We start from the raw sequence: 15,931 nt of genomic DNA on the forward strand, positions 1-15,931 counted from the left end.
CGATAATTCAACATTGGAATTTCACTATCATATCGGGACTGCCTTTCCACCGTTCCGAGGAATTCCATGAAAAAATCCGTCTTATGGCTGGCGCTGACGCTGCCCACGCTGGCGCTGGCACAGCAAATCCCCGACTTCACGGCCAACAACGCCACTGCGACCGACCCGGGCACGCTGGGGCCGCCGGCGCCGTCCTACGGCTACCCCACCGCTCCCGACATTTACTCCGACGAGAGCAATATGCGCTTCCGCAAGGGCCTGCCGTCGTACCAGGCCGAGCTGACCACCGTGCCGACCTTCCAGTCCATCGGCATCTACTGGGCGCCGCCCGGCGCCGGCGTCGACCGCCGCTCCCGCGTCAAATACCGCAAGCACGGCGATGCGCTGTGGAAGAACGGCCTGCCGCTGTGGTTCGATCCGCGCAACAAGGAGTATCGCGGCAGCCTGGTGATGCTCGACGCCGGCACCAGCTACGACATCGAACTGTCGCTGGCCGACCAGCCGGACCTGACCGCCGCCACCACCCAGACCACCTGGAGCGAACAGTTCCCGGTCGGCCGCACCATCACGCTGCCGCCGGGGCTGCAGAAGCTGCCGGGCGAAAGCACCTCCCGTCCCTACCAGGTCAACCAGTCGGGCACGCCGGATGCCTACGTGCGCTATGTATCGGCGCCATTCGACGCCGACCCGAGCCAGCGCAGCACCATCGACATGGGCGCGGCGGACGCGCATCTGACGTCCGGCAACAGCTGCGTCGTCATCAACGCTTCCTACGTCATCGTCAGCAAGCTGCAGTTGAAGAACTGCCAGCGCCAGGGCATCGCCATCATGGCCCCCTCGCACGATGTCATCATCGAGGACAACGACATCAGCGGCTTCGGCTCGGCACCCGTCACCACCGAAAGCCCGGCGACCGCAGGCAATGTGCCGACCAACAAAATCGTTCCCGGCAACTACATGGAGGCGGGCATCTATTGCGAGAATTCGAAAAGCGATCCCGACAAGCGCGTGCAGCGCGTCGTCATTCAGCGCAACCGCATACATGATCCGCGCTACGGCTCCATCAACTGGGGCTATGCCCATCCCAACTCGGCGCAGGCCGTCACGTTCAGCCATTGCGGCAGCAACCACGTGATCCGCTACAACACGGTCTCCGCCACGCCCGGCCACTATTTCGGCGACGGCATCGGCGGCGGCTCCAACTTCTCGTTCGAAGGTTTCCCGAACGCCGATTCCGACATCCACGGCAACGACATCTCCGGCGTGTACGACGACGCCATCGAATCGGAAGGCGCCAACCGCAACGTGCGTATCTGGGGCAACTACCTGCACCACGTGGTCAGCGGCGTCGGGCTGGCCACGGTGTCGCAGGGGCCGGTGTATGCCTTCCGCAATATCCTGGGCGACACGGCGGGCATGACCAATCCCAACGGCGCCATCCAGGATGACGAGGGGCACGGCGTATTCTTCAAGCTGGGCAGCCTGGAGCCCATCGTCAACGGTGGACGGGCCTACTTCTTCCACAACACCAATCTGCAATCGCCGCCGCTGGCCGGCATGCTCTATGGCCTGGGCTCGAACGGATTCATCACCAAGGGCGGCGGCGACACCTGCAACATCGTCAGCCGCAACAACCTGATGACGAGCAGCAAAATCTGGCAAAGCGCCGTGCGGGTGAATGAAATTTGCGGCAAGAACGACATCGACTACGATGCCTATCGCGGCGGCATTTCGTTCGACGGCACGACCTCCACCTCGGAGCAGCATCCGGCGCCCGGCAGCGGCAAGACCAACAGCGCCAAAGCCATCGTGTTCAACGCCGGCAGCCTGGTCTGGCCGAGCATCGCCCTGGTCGAATACAGCGACTACCCCACCGCGCAATACAAGACGGGCAAGGTATTCCTGACCACCCAGGGGCCTGCCAACGCCGGCAACTACCAGCTGCAAGCGGGGTCGCTGGGCTATGGCAACGGCGTCTACCTGCCCAACTTCAACGAGCCGGGCGCAGGCACGCCGACCGACACCGGCATCGATGCCGGCGCGCACCAGCGCAACACGCCGCCGATGGAATTCGGCGTCGACGCCTACCGCCCCAAGCCGTAGAGGCCGCCGCCGTCGATGCATGCCGCAAGGACCTGTGCCCGGTCCCCCACCGCTCACAGGTCCGCCAGCGCCCTCACATGCGCCACCACGCTGCGGCCCAGCGCCGACAGGTTGTAGCCGCCTTCGAGGCAGCTGACGATGCGGCCCTTGGCGTACAGCCTGGCCACCGCCATCACCTGCTGCGTCATCCACGCGTAGTCCGCCTCGACCAGGCCCATGCCGCCGACGTCGTCCTCGCGGTGGGCGTCGAAGCCGGCCGAGATGAAGATCATCTCCGGCTTGAACGCATGCAGCGCCGGCAGCCATTGCTCCAGCACGATCTGGCGCACCGCGTCGCCGCGCGTGTGGGCCGGCACCGGCACGTTGACCATATTGGCGCTGATCGGCTCAGGCTCGGTGTACGGATAGAACGGATGCTGGTAGAAGCTGACCATCAGCGCGCGCGGCTCGTTGAGCAGCGCCTCCTCGGTGCCGTTGCCGTGATGGACGTCGAAATCCACCACCGCCACCCGCGCCAGCCCGCGCGCGTCGAGCGCATGCTTGGCCGCCACCGCGACGTTGTTGAACAGGCAGAAGCCCATCGGCTCGATCGGCCGCGCGTGGTGGCCGGGCGGGCGCACCGAGCAGAAAGCGTTGTCGATCTCGCCGTCGATGACGGCGTCGGTCGCCGCCACGGCGGCGCCGGCGGCGCGCTGCGCGGCCCGCCAGCTGTAGTGGTTGAGCGAGGTGTCGCCGTCGATCGGATAGCAATCGCCCAACTCGGGCACGTTGTCGCGCACGATGGCGATGGCGTTCTTGCTGTGGTTGCGTTCGAGATCGGCGAGCGCCACCAGCGGCGCTTCGCGGTGCTCCAGCAGGTCGCTGATGTGCGATCCGATCAGCTGGTCGGCAATCGCTTGCAGGCGCGCGGGGGATTCGGGGTGCCAGTCGCCCATGTCGTGGCGGGCGCAATCGGGATGGCTGTATATGGCTGTAGTCATGTGACGGGTATCTGCTGCTGTAGGCGCTAATCTACCATAGATAGCGGCGCCGCCGGATGGCGCGGCGCCCCGAGGTAGACAAAAAAACAATTGCCGCATATCATTGCTGATTACTTAACAATGAAAGTCATGCATGGCAGGTTTTCCCTTCTTCCGCTCGCTAACACTGGCCGGCGCCGCACTCGTGAGCCACGGCGCCCATGCCGCCGACGCGACGACGCCGCCGCCGGTCGCCAGCTTCTTCGCCGCGCCGCAGGTCAGCCAGGCGGCGCTGTCGCCCAAGGGCGGCTACGTCGCCCTCACCACCATGCTGCCCGACGGCATACAGGCGCTGGTGGTGCGCGACAGCGGCAACCTGTCCAAGGTGACGCTGCTGGCGCGCTCCACCGCCGACCGCGCCCTCATCACCAGCGTCCACTGGATCAACGAAAACCGCGTCGGCTTCACGGTCAAGAACTTCGACAAGGAATTCGAGGGCAACCGCGATGAGTTCGCCATCGACCGCAACGGCGAGAACCGCGTGCACCTGATCTCCGGCAACTGGGAGCACCAGCAAAAGCAGATCGGCAGCAATATGGTCAACCGCACGCTGACCGCCGCCTACAGCTTTCATGGCGTCACCCACGACGGCTCGGACGACATCCTGGTCGAAAAGAGCACCTGGAACAACACCGACCGCACGCTCGAACACACGCGCCTGATGCGCCTGAACACCCGCACCCAGGCGCTGCGCAACGCCTTCGACGGCACCCAGCCGGAAGCGGTCCAGTCCTGGTTCACCGACAGCAACGACGTGCCGCGCATCGTCACCGCGCAGATCAAGGGCCGCTGCATCACGTCGCACCGCAACGCCGACGACACCAGCTGGAGCGAGATCGGCAACAGCGCCTGCTACCAGGACCAGCGCTTCACGCCGCTGTTCTTCGACGGCACCGACACGCTGTACGTCTACGCCCACCACAAGGACAACGGCGCGCTGTTCCGCTACAACCTGAAGGCCATGAAGATGGACCCGGAACCCTTCGTCGAAACCCCGGGCTACGACTTCACCGGCAGCGCCGAGATCGACCGCGTCAGCCGCAAGCTGCTGGGCCTGCACTTGCACACCGACGCCGCCACCACCTTCTGGCTGGACCCGGTGCTGAAGGCCGAACAGGCCAAGATCGACGCCGCCCTGCCCAACACCATCAACACCGTGCACTGCGCGCAGGACTGCGCCGCCAGCCCGGTGCTGCTGATCTCCTCGAACTCCGACCGCCAGCCGCGGCGCTACCTGCTGTACACCCGCGCCAGCGGCGCCATCACCGGCTTGGGCAGCATCCATCCCGACATCCAGCCGGCCCAGATGGGTCCGCGCAGCTTCCACCACTACACGGCGCGCGATGGCCGTTCGATTCCCGCCTACGTGACGCTGCCGCCCGGTAAGCCGAGCGGCCCGCAACCGGCCGTGGTGCTGGTGCACGGCGGCCCGATGGCGCGCGGCAGTTCGTGGGAATGGGAAGCCGAGGCGGCCTTCCTGGCCACGCGCGGCTACGTCGTGATCCAGCCGGAATTCCGCGGCGGCACCGGCTTCGGCGCCGACCACTTCCAGGCCGGCTGGAAGCAATGGGGCGGCACCATGCAGGACGACCTGGCCGACGCCGCGCGCTGGGCCGCCAAGCAGGGCTGGGCCGATCCCCAGCGCGTCGCCATCATGGGCGCCAGCTACGGCGGCTACGCCACGCTGATGGGCCTGATCAAGGATCCAACCGTGTTCCGCTGCGGCGTCGAATGGGCCGGCGTCACCGACATCAAGCTGCGCTTCACGTCCACCGAGTCGGACGCCTCGCGCGAAACCCTGGGCTACAGCCTGCGCCTGCTGGTCGGCGATCCCGACAACCCGGCCGACGCCGAGATGATGCGCCGGAACTCGCCGCTGCTGCGCGCGGCCGAGCTCAAGCAACCGCTGCTGATGGCGCATGGCTTGAAGGACCGCCGCGTGCCGATCGAGCACGCGCAGAAATTCAGCGCCGCCGTCAAGGCCAGCAACCCCAACGTGACCTCCATCATCTACGACAATGAAGGCCACGGCTGGCGCCACCCGGAAAACAGCATCGCCTTCTGGACCCAGGTCGAGTCCTTCCTCGACCGCAACCTGAAGCAGGCACCGTAAGCCGCAACACCCCGCATGGTATCGCCTGGACAGTTTCTCGCATAGAATCTGTACAGCGCACAACTCCCATCGATACCATGTACACAAAATTGCATGCCGTGGCCCGGCAGGTCGGCGACATCATCGTCGGCAAGGAGCTGCAGATCCGCCAGGCGCTGACCTGTTTGCTGGCCGGCGGCCACCTGCTGGTCGAGGACGTGCCGGGCGTGGGCAAGACCACGCTGGCGCATGCGCTGTCGATTTCGCTGGGGCTGCGCTTCAACCGCATCCAGTTCACCAGCGACCTGCTGCCGGCCGACGTCAACGGCATCTCCATCTACGAGCGCGAACAGAACGGCTTCGTATTCCACCCCGGCCCCATCTTCACCCAAGTGCTGCTGGCCGACGAGATCAACCGCGCCACGCCCAAGACCCAGTCCGGCCTGCTCGAAGCGATGGAAGAGCGCCAGGTCAGCGCCGACGGCGTCACCCGCGCGCTGCCGGAACCGTTCTTCGTCATCGCCACGCAAAACCCCACCCACCAGATCGGCACCTTCCCGCTGCCGGAATCGCAGCTGGACCGCTTCCTCATGTGCCTGTCGCTGGGCTATCCCGACGCCGCCGCCGAACGCGCGCTGCTGATGGGCGAAGACCGCCGCGTGCTGCTCAAGGCGCTCACGCCGGCCATGGTCCCGGCCGAACTGGCCGAGGCGCAGCAGGCGCTCAAGCGCATCCACGCCGCGCCGGCGCTGATCGACTACGTGCAGGCGCTGGCCGCCGCCTCGCGCCAGAACGGCCTGTTCGCCGAGGGCATGAGCCCGCGCGCCGCCATCGCCCTGCTGCAGGCCGCGCGCGCCTGGGCCGCGCTGGAGGGCCGCGACCACGTGCTGCCGGAAGACGTGCAGGCGGTGCTGGTGCCGGTGTGCGCGCACCGGCTGCGGCCGCTGAAGGCGGCGCACGGCGTCGCGCTGGCCAGCCGCGACCTGGTGCTGCAACTGCAAAAATCGGTGCCCGTCTAGGCTGCCATGGCCGGCCCGCTGCCATCGCTGTCACGTCTGTACCGGCGCGCCCGCGACCAGTGGCTGTTCCAGCTCGGGCCCAGCGAAGCGGGCGTGGTCACGCTGACCATGCGCCGCGTGTTCATCGTGCCGACCCGGCCCGGCCTGGCCTTCGCCGGCTTGCTGCTGCTGATGCTGATCGGCGCCCTCAACTACAACCTCGGCCTCGGCTTCGCGCTGACCTTCTTCGCCGGCGCCTGCGCCGTGGCCGATATGTACCAGACCGCCAACAACCTGGCCCGCCTTGAACTGACGCCGGGCCGCGCGGCGCCGGTGTTCGCCGGCGAGGAAGCGCAGTTCGAACTGCACCTGCGCAACCGCGGCAAGCTGGCGCGCTACGCCGTCTGGCTGGGCTTCCAGGTCGACGGCGAGCCGCGCCAGGTCACGGACGTCGCAGCCGGCGGCGCCAGCACGGTGCGGCTGTCGGCCGCCACCTCCGCGCGCGGCTGGCTGGACGCGCCGCGCATCCGCCTGGTCACGCGCTTCCCGCTCGGCCTGTTCCGCGCCTGGAGCTACTGGCGGCCCGCGCTCAAGGTGCTGGTCTATCCCGCGCCCGAACTGCCGGCCCAGCCGCTGCCCTCCAGCGGCGCCGCCAGCGAGGACGGCCACGGCACCGTGGGCCTGGACAATTTCGCCGGCATCCGCAGCTACCAGCCGGGCGACCCCATGCGCCACCTGGCCTGGCGCCAGATCGCCCGCCACGACCCGGCGCTGGGCGGGCAGCTCGTCACCAAGCATTTCGACGGCGGCGCCGTGGCCGAGCTGTGCCTCGACTTCGCCGCGCTGCCGGTGCAGCTGGAGCTGGAACTGAAGCTGTCGCGCATGGTGCGCTGGGTGCTGGAGGCCGAGCAGCGCGCCCTGCCCTACACCTTCCGCCTGGCGCAGCACGAGTACGGCCCGGCGCTGGGCGACGCCCACCAGGCGGCCTGCCTGCGCGCGCTGGCGCTGTTCGGCCTGGAGGGCAGCGCATGAGCAGCATGCCGCCGGCCGCCGGCGCCCGCGCCCGCCTGGCGCTGCGCCTGACGCGCGACAAGTCCGACACCCTGCTGCTGCTGACCGCCGCGCTGATGGTGCTGGCGCCGCACTTCGAGCACCTGCCGCCGTGGATCAGCGCCGTGGTGTGCGGCACGCTGCTGTGGCGCGCGGCCATCACCTGGCGCGGCAAGCGCATGCCGCCGCTGTGGGTGCTGCTGCCGGTGTCGATCGCCGCCATGGCCGGCGTCTACCGCAGCTTCCACACGCTGCTGGGGCGCGACGCCGGCGTCGCCATGCTGGCGCTGCTGCTGGCCTTCAAGCTGCTGGAGATGCGCGCCAAACGCGACCTGTTCGTGGTCATCTTCCTCAGCTTCTTCGTGCTGCTGACGAATTTCTTCTACTCGCAAAGCATGCCCACCGCGCTGTGGATGGGCGCCACGCTGATCGTGCTGCTGACGGCCCAGCAATCGTTCCAGTACACCGGCGCCGTGCCGCCGCTGGCGCGCCGCCTGCGCACCGCCGCCAGCACCGCGCTGCTGGCGGCGCCGCTGGCGATCCTGATGTTCGTCGGCTTCCCGCGCATCCAGGGCCCGCTGTGGGGCCTGCCCGGCGACGCGCACAGCGGCCACACCGGCATCTCCGACAGCATGGCGCCCGGCACGCTGTCGTCGCTGGCGCAGTCGGACGCCGTGGCCTTCCGCGTGCGCTTCCTCGGCCCCATGCCGGCCCAGGACCAGCTGTACTGGCGCAGCATCGTGCTGGGCGACTACGACGGCCGCACCTGGACCCGCGTGCCGCGCCGGCGCGGCCTGCAACGGCTGGACATCGGCGTCGCCACGCGCGGCCAGCCGCTGCGCCACGAGATCACCATGGAGCCCACCAACAGCCGCTGGCTGGCGGCGCTGGAACTGAGCGGGCCGACGCTGTCCCTGCCCGGCTACCGCGTGCGCGATTCCGACGAACTGGAGTTCTTCACCAGCGAGCCGGTCACGCAGCGCGTGCGCTACGAAGCCAGCGCCTGGACCGACTTCCGCGTGCAGGCCGACGAACAGCCGCAGCGCATGGCGCGCTGGACCGAGCTGCCGGCCGGCTTCAACCCGCGCACGCTGGCGCTGGCGCACGCGCTGCACCCGCCCGCCGCCGCATCGAACGCCCCCGCTGCGCCGCCCGCCGCGCGCGAAGCGGCCGGCCTCGCGCTGCGCCTGCTGCAGCGCTTCCACGACAACGGCTACGTCTACACGCTGCAGCCGCCATTGCTGGGCCGCGACGCCGTCGACGATTTCCTGTTCGGCAGCAAGGCCGGCTTCTGCGAGCACTACGCCGGCGCCTTCGTCGTGCTGATGCGCGCCATGGGCGTGCCGGCGCGCGTCGTCACCGGCTACCAGGGCGGCGAGCTGAACCCGGTGGACGGCTACCTGACCGTGCGCCAGTCCGACGCCCACGCCTGGGCCGAGTTCTGGGCGCCCGGCGCCGGCTGGCGCCGCATCGACCCGACCGCCGCCGTCGCCCCCGAACGCATCGCCCACAGCCTGGCGCAGGCGCTGCCGCAACCGTCCGCTTTCGGCCTCGGCCCCTTGCTGAATCTGCAAAACGACCCCAATTCGTGGCTGGGCAAGCTCAGATTCAACTACGCCGCGTTGAATAATGCTTGGAATCAATGGGTCCTGGATTACAATCCAGAGAGGCAGCGGAGTTTCCTCGAAGAACTAAGCTCAGCCTTGGCCAACTGGCGCAGCGCACTCGGTGCGGCGCTGGTGTGCGGCCTGCTGTACCTGCTGTACTGGAGGCGGCAGCGGCGGCCGTTGGCGCCGCTGGACGAGCTGTACCTGGCCTTTTGCCGGCAGCAGGCACGCCGCGGTTACGCGCGCCGCCCGGACGAAGGCCCGTCCAGCTACGCCGCCCGCCTGCGCACCGCGCAAGCCAGCCCGGACAAGCTGGCCGCGATGGAGAAATTTTTAACACTGTACGGCGCGCTGAAGTACGGCGCCGCCGGTTCCGAACCACGCTCGGCGTCGCTGACGACGCTGAAAACCTTGCTACGCATATGCCGATGAAGACATTGATGACCGCCCTGCTGCTGGGCACCGCCACCCTGGGCCAGGCCGCCCAGATCGACCCCTACGGCTACAAGCTGCCGCCCAGCATGCAGCCGAAGAAAAAAGCCCCGGCCGCCAAGAAAAAAGGCCCGCCGCCGGTCGACTATGTCGGCGAGTTCGTCAACTTCGGCGACTGGAAGGAAGTGCGCAGCTTCCTCGACGACGTCGCCACCCGCGACGGCTTCGAGCGCGCCGAACTGAACACGCTGATGGGCCAGGTGCGCTACCTCGATTCGGCGGTGCAGCTGGTCAAGCCCGCGCCGCCGGGCAAGCCGAAGAACTGGCAAGCCTACAGCAAGCTGATCGTCGATCCGGTGCGCATCGACAACGGCGTCAAATTCTGGAACGAGAACCGCGACGCGCTGGAACGGGCCGAGGCGCTGTATGGCATCCCGGCGGAAATCCTGGTCGGCATCATCGGCGTGGAAACCGTGTACGGCCGTAACACCGGCCGCTTCCGCGTGGTCGACGCGCTGACCACGCTGGCCTTCTCCTACCCGGAAGCGCCGCAGCGCACCGAGCGCATGGCCTTCTTCCGCGGCGAGCTGGAGGCGACGCTGCTGTTCGCGCGCCAGAACGGCATCGATCCGCTGTCGCTGCGCGGCTCCTTCGCCGGCGCCATCGGCATGCCGCAGTTCATGCCCAGCAGCGTGATGAAGTACGCGGTCGATTTCGACGGCAGCGGCAAGATCGACTTGCTCAACTCCAGCGGCGACGCCATCGGCAGCGTGGCGGCCTTCCTGGCCGCGCACGGCTGGCAGCGCGACCTCGGCGGCCCGCTGGTGTACGCGGCCAGCGTCTCGCCCAACCGCGCCTGGGAAGCGATGATCAACCAGGGCCTCACCGCCAAGTACCGCGCGCCGGAATTGACGGCGGCCGGCGTCACCACCGCGGTGCCGGTGCCGGAACAGCAGACCTACGGCCTGGTGGATTTGCAGAACGGCGCCGAGCCGACCGAGTACTGGCTGGCCAATAATAATTTCTTCGCGATCACACAATACAACCGCAGCTATTTCTACGCGATGTCGGTGGTGGAACTGGGCCGCGCGGTGCGCCTGGCACGCGGGGGTTTGTAAGGAAGCGTAAAGGTCCTTGATCCACAGACTTGCCGACTGTATTGTTTAGTTGACACTTGGCAAGTATTTGTACAAACTTGCGGTATCTGTGGTGCAAACATAAACTGATCTACAACAAAATTAACTTAAAATTAACTTTGTGTGTTCATTAAGTGTGTGCACAAGCAGCTTAGCATATCAGTGGGTGTATAATTCTCACACAATGTTGCAACCGGACAACAATACCCCATGGGCAATGAGGTTTTTTTATTGCTTATGAGTATTACATGGCATGTTGTTGTACAATTGTGTATATATTATGAAACTTGTTATCCCGGAATCCCGTCCGTGTGTGAATTCGTTCCTTGGTAAGGATGAACATTAACGCAGCAAAGCGAGCTCCGAGTGTTGTACTTTGCAGGACAACTTTACAGAAGGAAAAGACGAAATCATGACAAACCAAGTCGGCATAGATATGAACAACGATGCGGATGGCGATGATCTGCTGCAATACAATCCCAACCGCCTGCTCGATACCCTGATCGAGAACCTGCGTCTGAAAAACGATGCAGCCCTGTCGCGCGCGCTGGAAGTCGCACCGCCGGTCATCAGCAAAATCCGCCACCACCGCTTGCCGGTTGGCGCTTCGCTGCTGATCCGCATGCACGAAGTGAGCGACCTGAGCATCCGCGACCTGCGTTACTTGATGGGCGACCGCCGCAACAAGTTCCGCATCAGCGACAAGCAGTTCAAGCCTAAAGAAGGCGAACCAGGCGGCCAAGGCTGATTGTAGCCGTCGTCCTGCAGCGACTCCCTCCCCCTTCCCCAGGGGCGAGGGATGCAATACCTTACGCCGGGAATACCCCGGTCGATAAGTAGCGGTCGCCGCGATCGCAAACGATGAACACGATGGTTGCGTTCTCCACCGTTTGCGAAATGCGCAGCGCGATCTCGCAGGCGCCCGCCGCCGAAATCCCACAGAAGATGCCTTCCTCGGCAGCCATGCGGCGCGCCATGCGTTCGGCCGCCGCTTGCGACACCGACTCCACCTGGTCCACCCGCGACCGCTCGTAGATTTTCGGCAGGTAGGCTTCCGGCCATTTGCGGATGCCGGGTATCGACGAGCCCTCTTCCGGCTCGGCGCCGATGATCTGCACGCCCGGATTCTGCTCCTTCAGATAACGCGATACGCCCATGATGGTGCCGGTGGTGCCCATGGCGCTGACGAAGTGCGTCACGCGGCCACCGGTATCGCGCCAGATTTCCGGCCCCGTGCCCTCGTAGTGCGCGCGGGCATTGTCGAAGTTGCCGAACTGGTCGAGGATGATGCCCTTGCCATCCTTCTGCAATTGCTCGGCCATGTCGCGCGCGTACTCCATGCCGCCGGTCTTGGGCGTGAGCATGATCTGCGCGCCGTAGGCGGCCATGCTCTGGCGGCGTTCCACACTCAGGTTCTCCGGCATCAGCAACAGCATCTTGTAGCCGCGCAGCGCGGCCGCCATCGCCAGCGCGATGCCGGTGTTGCCGCTGGTGGCCTCGATCAGCGTATCGCCCGGCTTGATATCGCCCCGTTCCTCGGCGCGCTTGAGCATGGACATGGCGGCGCGGTCCTTGACGGAACCGGCCGGATTATTGCCTTCGAGCTTGCCGAGTATGACGTTGTTACGGGCCAGCGCCTCGGCGCCGGGCAAGCGCGTCAGCTGCACCAGCGGCGTGTTGCCTATCGTATCTTCCAGAGTCTTGTAAGCCATCGTGTTCTATCTTCAGTTATTTCGCCAAAACATGCATTTTAATCCGAGTTGGGATCCCGCGTACGGGAGATGCCGGGGCGAAGTGCTTGGACTGCGCGCCGCCATGGGATAGACTTGCAACATTCTCATTCCCACCTTCATTTTCCCGGAATCGTCATGGCTACAACCTCTATGGAACTGCTCCCCGAAGACACCCCGGACGAGCCGACTCCGCTGTCCAACACCAGTCTGGCGAACCGCAACCACCAGCTGTTCCCCGTGCTGAGCGAGATCGACATCAAGCACATGCGCCGCTTCGGCCACGTGCGCCATTTCCAGGACGGCGACATGATCTTCGAAGCGGGCAAGACCAGCTTCGGCCTGATGCTGGTGCTGCAGGGCGGCATAGAAGTCAGCCGCTACGACGGCCTGGGCAACACATCCCACATCACCACCCACACGCCGGGACAATTCAGCGGCGAAGTGGCGCAGCTGTCCGGCCGTCCTTCGCTGGGCAACGGCAAGGCGGTGGGCGCGGTGGAAGTGCTGGTGGTGCCGTCCGAATCGCTGCGCGCGCTGCTGGTCGCGCACGCCGAGCTGGGCGAGCGCATCGTGCGCGCGCTGATCCTGCGCCGCGTCGGCCTGATCGAACAGAATTCCGGCGGCCCGGTGATCGTCGGCCCGCGCGGCCACGGCCGCATCCACACGCTGCAAAGCTTCCTGTCGGCCAACGGCCATCCGCACAGCGTGCTCGATCCCGAACTGGACCAGCAAGCCGCCGACCTGATGGCGCACTACCAGCCGAAGCCGGAAGAACTGCCGCTGGTGGTCTGCCCGGACGGCGTGGTGAAAAAGAATCCGACCGTGGTCGACATCGGCCGCTGCCTCGGCATGCTGCCCGAGATCGACGGCGAAAAAATCTGGGACGTGATCGTCGTCGGCGCCGGCCCGGCCGGCCTGGCGACGGCGGTGTACGCGGCGTCGGAAGGCTTGTCGGTGCTGGCGCTGGAAACGCGCGCCTACGGCGGCCAGGCCGCCGCCAGCGCGCGCATCGAGAACTACCTGGGCTTCCCCACCGGCGTCTCCGGCCGCGCGCTGGCGGGCCGCGCCTACGTGCAGGCGCAGAAGTTCGGCGTCGAAGTGGCCATCCCCGCGCCGGCCGGCCGCCTGATCTGCGACACCTATCCGCTGCAAGTGGAAATGTGCGGCAGCCTGCAACGGCTGAAGGCGCGCACCGTCGTGCTGTCTTGCGGCGCGCGTTATCGCCGTCCATCGCTGGCCAACCTGCGCCAGTTCGAAGGCAAGGGCGTGTACTACTGGGCCTCGCCGATCGAGGCCAAGCTGTGCAAGACCGAAGAGATCGTGCTGGTCGGCGGCGGCAACTCGGCCGGCCAGGCGGCGGTGTTCCTGTCAGGCCACGCGGCCAAGGTGCACATGCTGATCCGCAAGGACAGCCTGGCGTCGACCATGTCGAGCTACCTGATCGAGCGCATCCAGGCCACGCCCAACATCGAGCTGCACACGCAAACCGAAATCGTCGCGCTGGAAGGCGACGACGACGGCTTGAAGCAGGTGCGCATCCGCGGCATCAAGAGCGGCGAGGAATGCGACTACGACGTCTGCCGCGTGTTCCTGTTCATCGGCGCCGATCCGAACACGGACTGGCTGGGCGACTGCGGCGTGGACGTCGACGCCAACGGCTTCATCCGCACCGGTTTCGACGTCACCAAATCGCAGTGCAAGGCCAACTTCCGCGACGGCGTGTACCCGCGCGACCTGCCGTCGCGCGCCGCGCTGGAGACCAGCGTGCCGGGCGTGTTCGCCATCGGCGACGTGCGCGCCAGCTCGACCAAGCGGGTCGCGGCGGCGGTGGGCGAAGGCGCGGCGGTGGTGTCGCAGATCCACGCCTTCCTGGCCAATCTGCCGGCCGACAAGGTATTCAGCTAAATCGTTTAGCTCAATTGTTTGGCTGAACCCGGCGCTAAGCCCGGCCTGGCAGCGCCAGCCGGGCCGGCGCCGCCCGCGCGGCTGGCTGCGGCCGCTGCAAGTGGGCCGCAGCCTCCCCCTTCAAATGGAATACCTTGACGGACTGCGCCAATGCCTGCGCATGCTCCTGCAAGCTTTCCGCCGCAGCCGCCGCCTGCTCCACCAGCGCGGCGTTTTGCTGCGTGATGTCATCCATCTGCGTCACCGCCCGGTTGACCTCGCCGATGCCGGTGCTTTGCTCCTGGCTGGCGGCGGTGATCTGCGCCATGATGTCGGCCACTTTTTGCACCGAGGCCACCAGCAGCGTCATGGTGCTGCCGGCGTCGTTGACCAGCTTGCTGCCGGCATCGACGGTTTCCACCGACGCGCCGATCAGTTGCTTGATCTCCTTGGCCGCCGCCGCGCTGCGCTGCGCCAGGTTGCGCACCTCCGACGCCACCACCGCGAAGCCGCGCCCCTGCTCGCCGGCGCGCGCCGCTTCCACGGCGGCGTTGAGCGCCAGGATATTGGTCTGGAAAGCGATGCCGTCGATCACGCCGATGATGTCGACGATGCGGCTGGAACTGGCCTTGATCGAACCCATCGTATCGACCACCTGCGCCACCATCGCCCCGCCCTGCACCGCCACGGTCGACGCGTCGGCCGCGAACTGATTGGCCGAGCGCGCACTGTCGGCATTCTGCTTGACGGTATCGGTCAATTGTTCCATCGAACTGGCGGTCTGCTCCAGCGAACTGGCCTGGGCCTCGGTGCGCGACGACAGGTCGGCATTGCCGCGTGCGATCTCGTCGGTGGCCACCAGCATCTCGTCGGTGCTGGAGCGGATGCGGCCTATCATGCCGGTCAGGTTGGTGTTGATGGTGTTCATCGCATCCATCAGGTGGCCGACCTCGTCATCGCGCTCGATGCGGATGTCATGATCCAGATCGCCTGCCGCGATATTGCGCGCGGTGTCGATCGCATGGTCGAAGCTGAGCTTGATGTGGCGGTAAATCATGAACAGGCAAACCAGCGACACGCCGACCAGCAGCGCCAGCAAGACGATCGCGGTCCAGAACGCCATGGTGGTGCTGTGCTCCGAGCGCGCCACCGCCGCGCCGGTGCGCTGGTCCAGCAGCGCCAGGAATTCATTCACCGGCTGCATGATCTTGGCTTTGTTCTTGTGATACTGCTCGTCGTGCATGATCCTGCGCGCCATCTCGGGATCGGGCGGGCCGGTCTTGGTGAACTTGCCGCTGCCATCGTCGAACAAGCCCTTGACGGCGTTCATGGCGATGACTTCGGTTTTGACCAGCGCATCCGAATTGGCCTGCGCCTCTTTCAGCTTGCCGAATTCCTCATCGGTGAAACCGGCCTGACGCATCAGCTCGCTCAACGCGATGGAGTCGCCATCGGGAGTCGGCTTGTCGACGCCCGCCGCCACGAAGTCCCAATAGATGCGCTCGTAATGCTGGGGCCGCGGCTTCTTGCCGTTGCGGATATCGAGGATGTCCAGATATTCTTTTTCGTACTTGGGATCGCCGCTGACGACGTAGGTGCGGGCCAGCCTGGTCAGGTCGTCCGAGCTTTGCCGCAACTCGTCGGCCAGCAGATAGGAGTGGTAGCGCGCTTCGTTGGCACGGTTCAGCTCGGCTTCCTTGGTCGAGATCCGCACCAGCGCCCACAGAGTCAGGCTGGACAGCGCGAGGCTGACCAGAAAGAACATGATGAAAATATTCTTGATGGAGAATTTGCTTTTCATGGTCGCCCCTTGATTATCCGTGCATGTCCTGACGGCAAGAACCAGGATAGGCTCATTGTAGGCCGATGCGCACCAG

11 protein-coding genes are annotated in these 15,931 nt (G+C 66.1%); 8 read left to right on the plus strand and 3 right to left on the minus strand.

Features of this window, described 5'->3' with window-relative positions; all coding sequences use genetic code 11:
- Positions 1-66: 66 nt before the first annotated feature.
- Positions 67-2,103: a right-handed parallel beta-helix repeat-containing protein gene (locus tag GEV01_RS11270; RefSeq protein WP_152804343.1), complete on the plus strand. Its 2,037-nt coding sequence runs from the start codon at positions 67-69 to the stop codon at positions 2,101-2,103.
- 53 nt (positions 2,104-2,156) lie between these two features.
- On the opposite strand, the gene GEV01_RS11275 is transcribed toward GEV01_RS11270, so the two are convergent.
- Positions 2,157-3,083 carry a histone deacetylase family protein gene (locus GEV01_RS11275; RefSeq protein WP_152804345.1) on the minus strand — a complete coding sequence of 309 codons (927 nt, stop codon included), beginning with the start codon at positions 3,081-3,083 and terminating at the stop codon, positions 2,157-2,159.
- Positions 3,084-3,216: 133 nt separating this feature from the next.
- On the opposite strand from GEV01_RS11275, the gene GEV01_RS11280 reads away from it, so the two are divergent.
- From GEV01_RS11280 to GEV01_RS11305, 6 genes are all read left to right on the plus strand, one after another.
- Positions 3,217-5,235, plus strand: coding sequence for an alpha/beta hydrolase family protein (locus GEV01_RS11280; protein ID WP_152804348.1), 2,019 nt, complete (start codon positions 3,217-3,219; stop codon positions 5,233-5,235).
- A 77-nt stretch (positions 5,236-5,312) separates the two neighbouring features.
- Positions 5,313-6,233 (plus strand): AAA family ATPase, encoded by a 921-nt coding sequence (locus GEV01_RS11285; RefSeq protein WP_152804350.1) that lies wholly within the window; start codon positions 5,313-5,315, stop codon positions 6,231-6,233.
- A 6-nt stretch (positions 6,234-6,239) separates the two neighbouring features.
- On the plus strand, positions 6,240-7,244 hold the full coding sequence (locus GEV01_RS11290) for a DUF58 domain-containing protein (RefSeq protein WP_152804352.1): 1,005 nt from the start codon (positions 6,240-6,242) through the stop codon (positions 7,242-7,244).
- 5 nt (positions 7,245-7,249) lie between these two features.
- Positions 7,250-9,301 (plus strand): transglutaminase TgpA family protein, encoded by a 2,052-nt coding sequence (locus GEV01_RS11295; RefSeq protein WP_175023057.1) that lies wholly within the window; start codon positions 7,250-7,252, stop codon positions 9,299-9,301.
- Positions 9,292-10,419 carry a lytic murein transglycosylase B gene (gene mltB, locus GEV01_RS11300; protein ID WP_152804356.1) on the plus strand — a complete coding sequence of 376 codons (1,128 nt, stop codon included), beginning with the start codon at positions 9,292-9,294 and terminating at the stop codon, positions 10,417-10,419. The genes GEV01_RS11295 and mltB overlap by 10 nt, the downstream gene beginning before the upstream one ends.
- Before the next feature lie 430 nt (positions 10,420-10,849).
- A complete protein-coding gene (locus GEV01_RS11305; protein WP_008446241.1) occupies positions 10,850-11,185 on the plus strand; it encodes a hypothetical protein in 336 nt (111 codons plus the stop codon).
- A gap of 61 nt (positions 11,186-11,246) precedes the next feature.
- Here the strand turns inward: GEV01_RS11305 and cysM are convergent, their stop codons facing one another.
- A complete protein-coding gene (cysM, locus tag GEV01_RS11310; protein WP_152804358.1) occupies positions 11,247-12,149 on the minus strand; it encodes a cysteine synthase CysM in 903 nt (300 codons plus the stop codon).
- 156 nt (positions 12,150-12,305) lie between these two features.
- Between cysM and GEV01_RS11315 the strand changes: the two genes are divergently transcribed.
- Positions 12,306-14,075 (plus strand): FAD-dependent oxidoreductase, encoded by a 1,770-nt coding sequence (locus GEV01_RS11315; RefSeq protein ID WP_152804360.1) that lies wholly within the window; start codon positions 12,306-12,308, stop codon positions 14,073-14,075.
- Between the two features lie 34 nt (positions 14,076-14,109).
- On the opposite strand, the gene GEV01_RS11320 is transcribed toward GEV01_RS11315, so the two are convergent.
- On the minus strand, positions 14,110-15,855 hold the full coding sequence (locus GEV01_RS11320; protein WP_152804362.1) for a methyl-accepting chemotaxis protein: 1,746 nt from the start codon (positions 15,853-15,855) through the stop codon (positions 14,110-14,112).
- Between the last annotated feature and the right edge of the window lie 76 nt (positions 15,856-15,931).

The sequence above is a fragment of the Rugamonas rivuli genome, from assembly GCF_009380165.1.
Lineage (GTDB): Bacteria > Pseudomonadota > Gammaproteobacteria > Burkholderiales > Burkholderiaceae_D > Rugamonas > Rugamonas rivuli.

Excerpts from the sequence above, each read along its gene's own strand:
- GEV01_RS11280 (WP_152804348.1), top strand. The coding sequence starts at position 3,217 with ATGGCAGGTTTTCCCTTCTTCCGCTCGCTAACACTGGCCGGCGCCGCA.
- GEV01_RS11270 (WP_152804343.1), top strand. The coding sequence starts at position 67 with ATGAAAAAATCCGTCTTATGGCTGGCGCTGACGCTGCCCACGCTGGCG.
- GEV01_RS11285 (WP_152804350.1), top strand. The coding sequence starts at position 5,313 with ATGTACACAAAATTGCATGCCGTGGCCCGGCAGGTCGGCGACATCATC.
- mltB (WP_152804356.1), top strand. The coding sequence starts at position 9,292 with ATGCCGATGAAGACATTGATGACCGCCCTGCTGCTGGGCACCGCCACC.
- GEV01_RS11320 (WP_152804362.1), bottom strand. The coding sequence starts at position 15,855 with ATGAAAAGCAAATTCTCCATCAAGAATATTTTCATCATGTTCTTTCTG.
- cysM (WP_152804358.1), bottom strand. The coding sequence starts at position 12,149 with ATGGCTTACAAGACTCTGGAAGATACGATAGGCAACACGCCGCTGGTG.
- GEV01_RS11295 (WP_175023057.1), top strand. The coding sequence starts at position 7,250 with ATGCCGCCGGCCGCCGGCGCCCGCGCCCGCCTGGCGCTGCGCCTGACG.
- GEV01_RS11315 (WP_152804360.1), top strand. The coding sequence starts at position 12,306 with ATGGCTACAACCTCTATGGAACTGCTCCCCGAAGACACCCCGGACGAG.
- GEV01_RS11305 (WP_008446241.1), top strand. The coding sequence starts at position 10,850 with ATGACAAACCAAGTCGGCATAGATATGAACAACGATGCGGATGGCGAT.
- GEV01_RS11290 (WP_152804352.1), top strand. The coding sequence starts at position 6,240 with ATGGCCGGCCCGCTGCCATCGCTGTCACGTCTGTACCGGCGCGCCCGC.
- GEV01_RS11275 (WP_152804345.1), bottom strand. The coding sequence starts at position 3,083 with ATGACTACAGCCATATACAGCCATCCCGATTGCGCCCGCCACGACATG.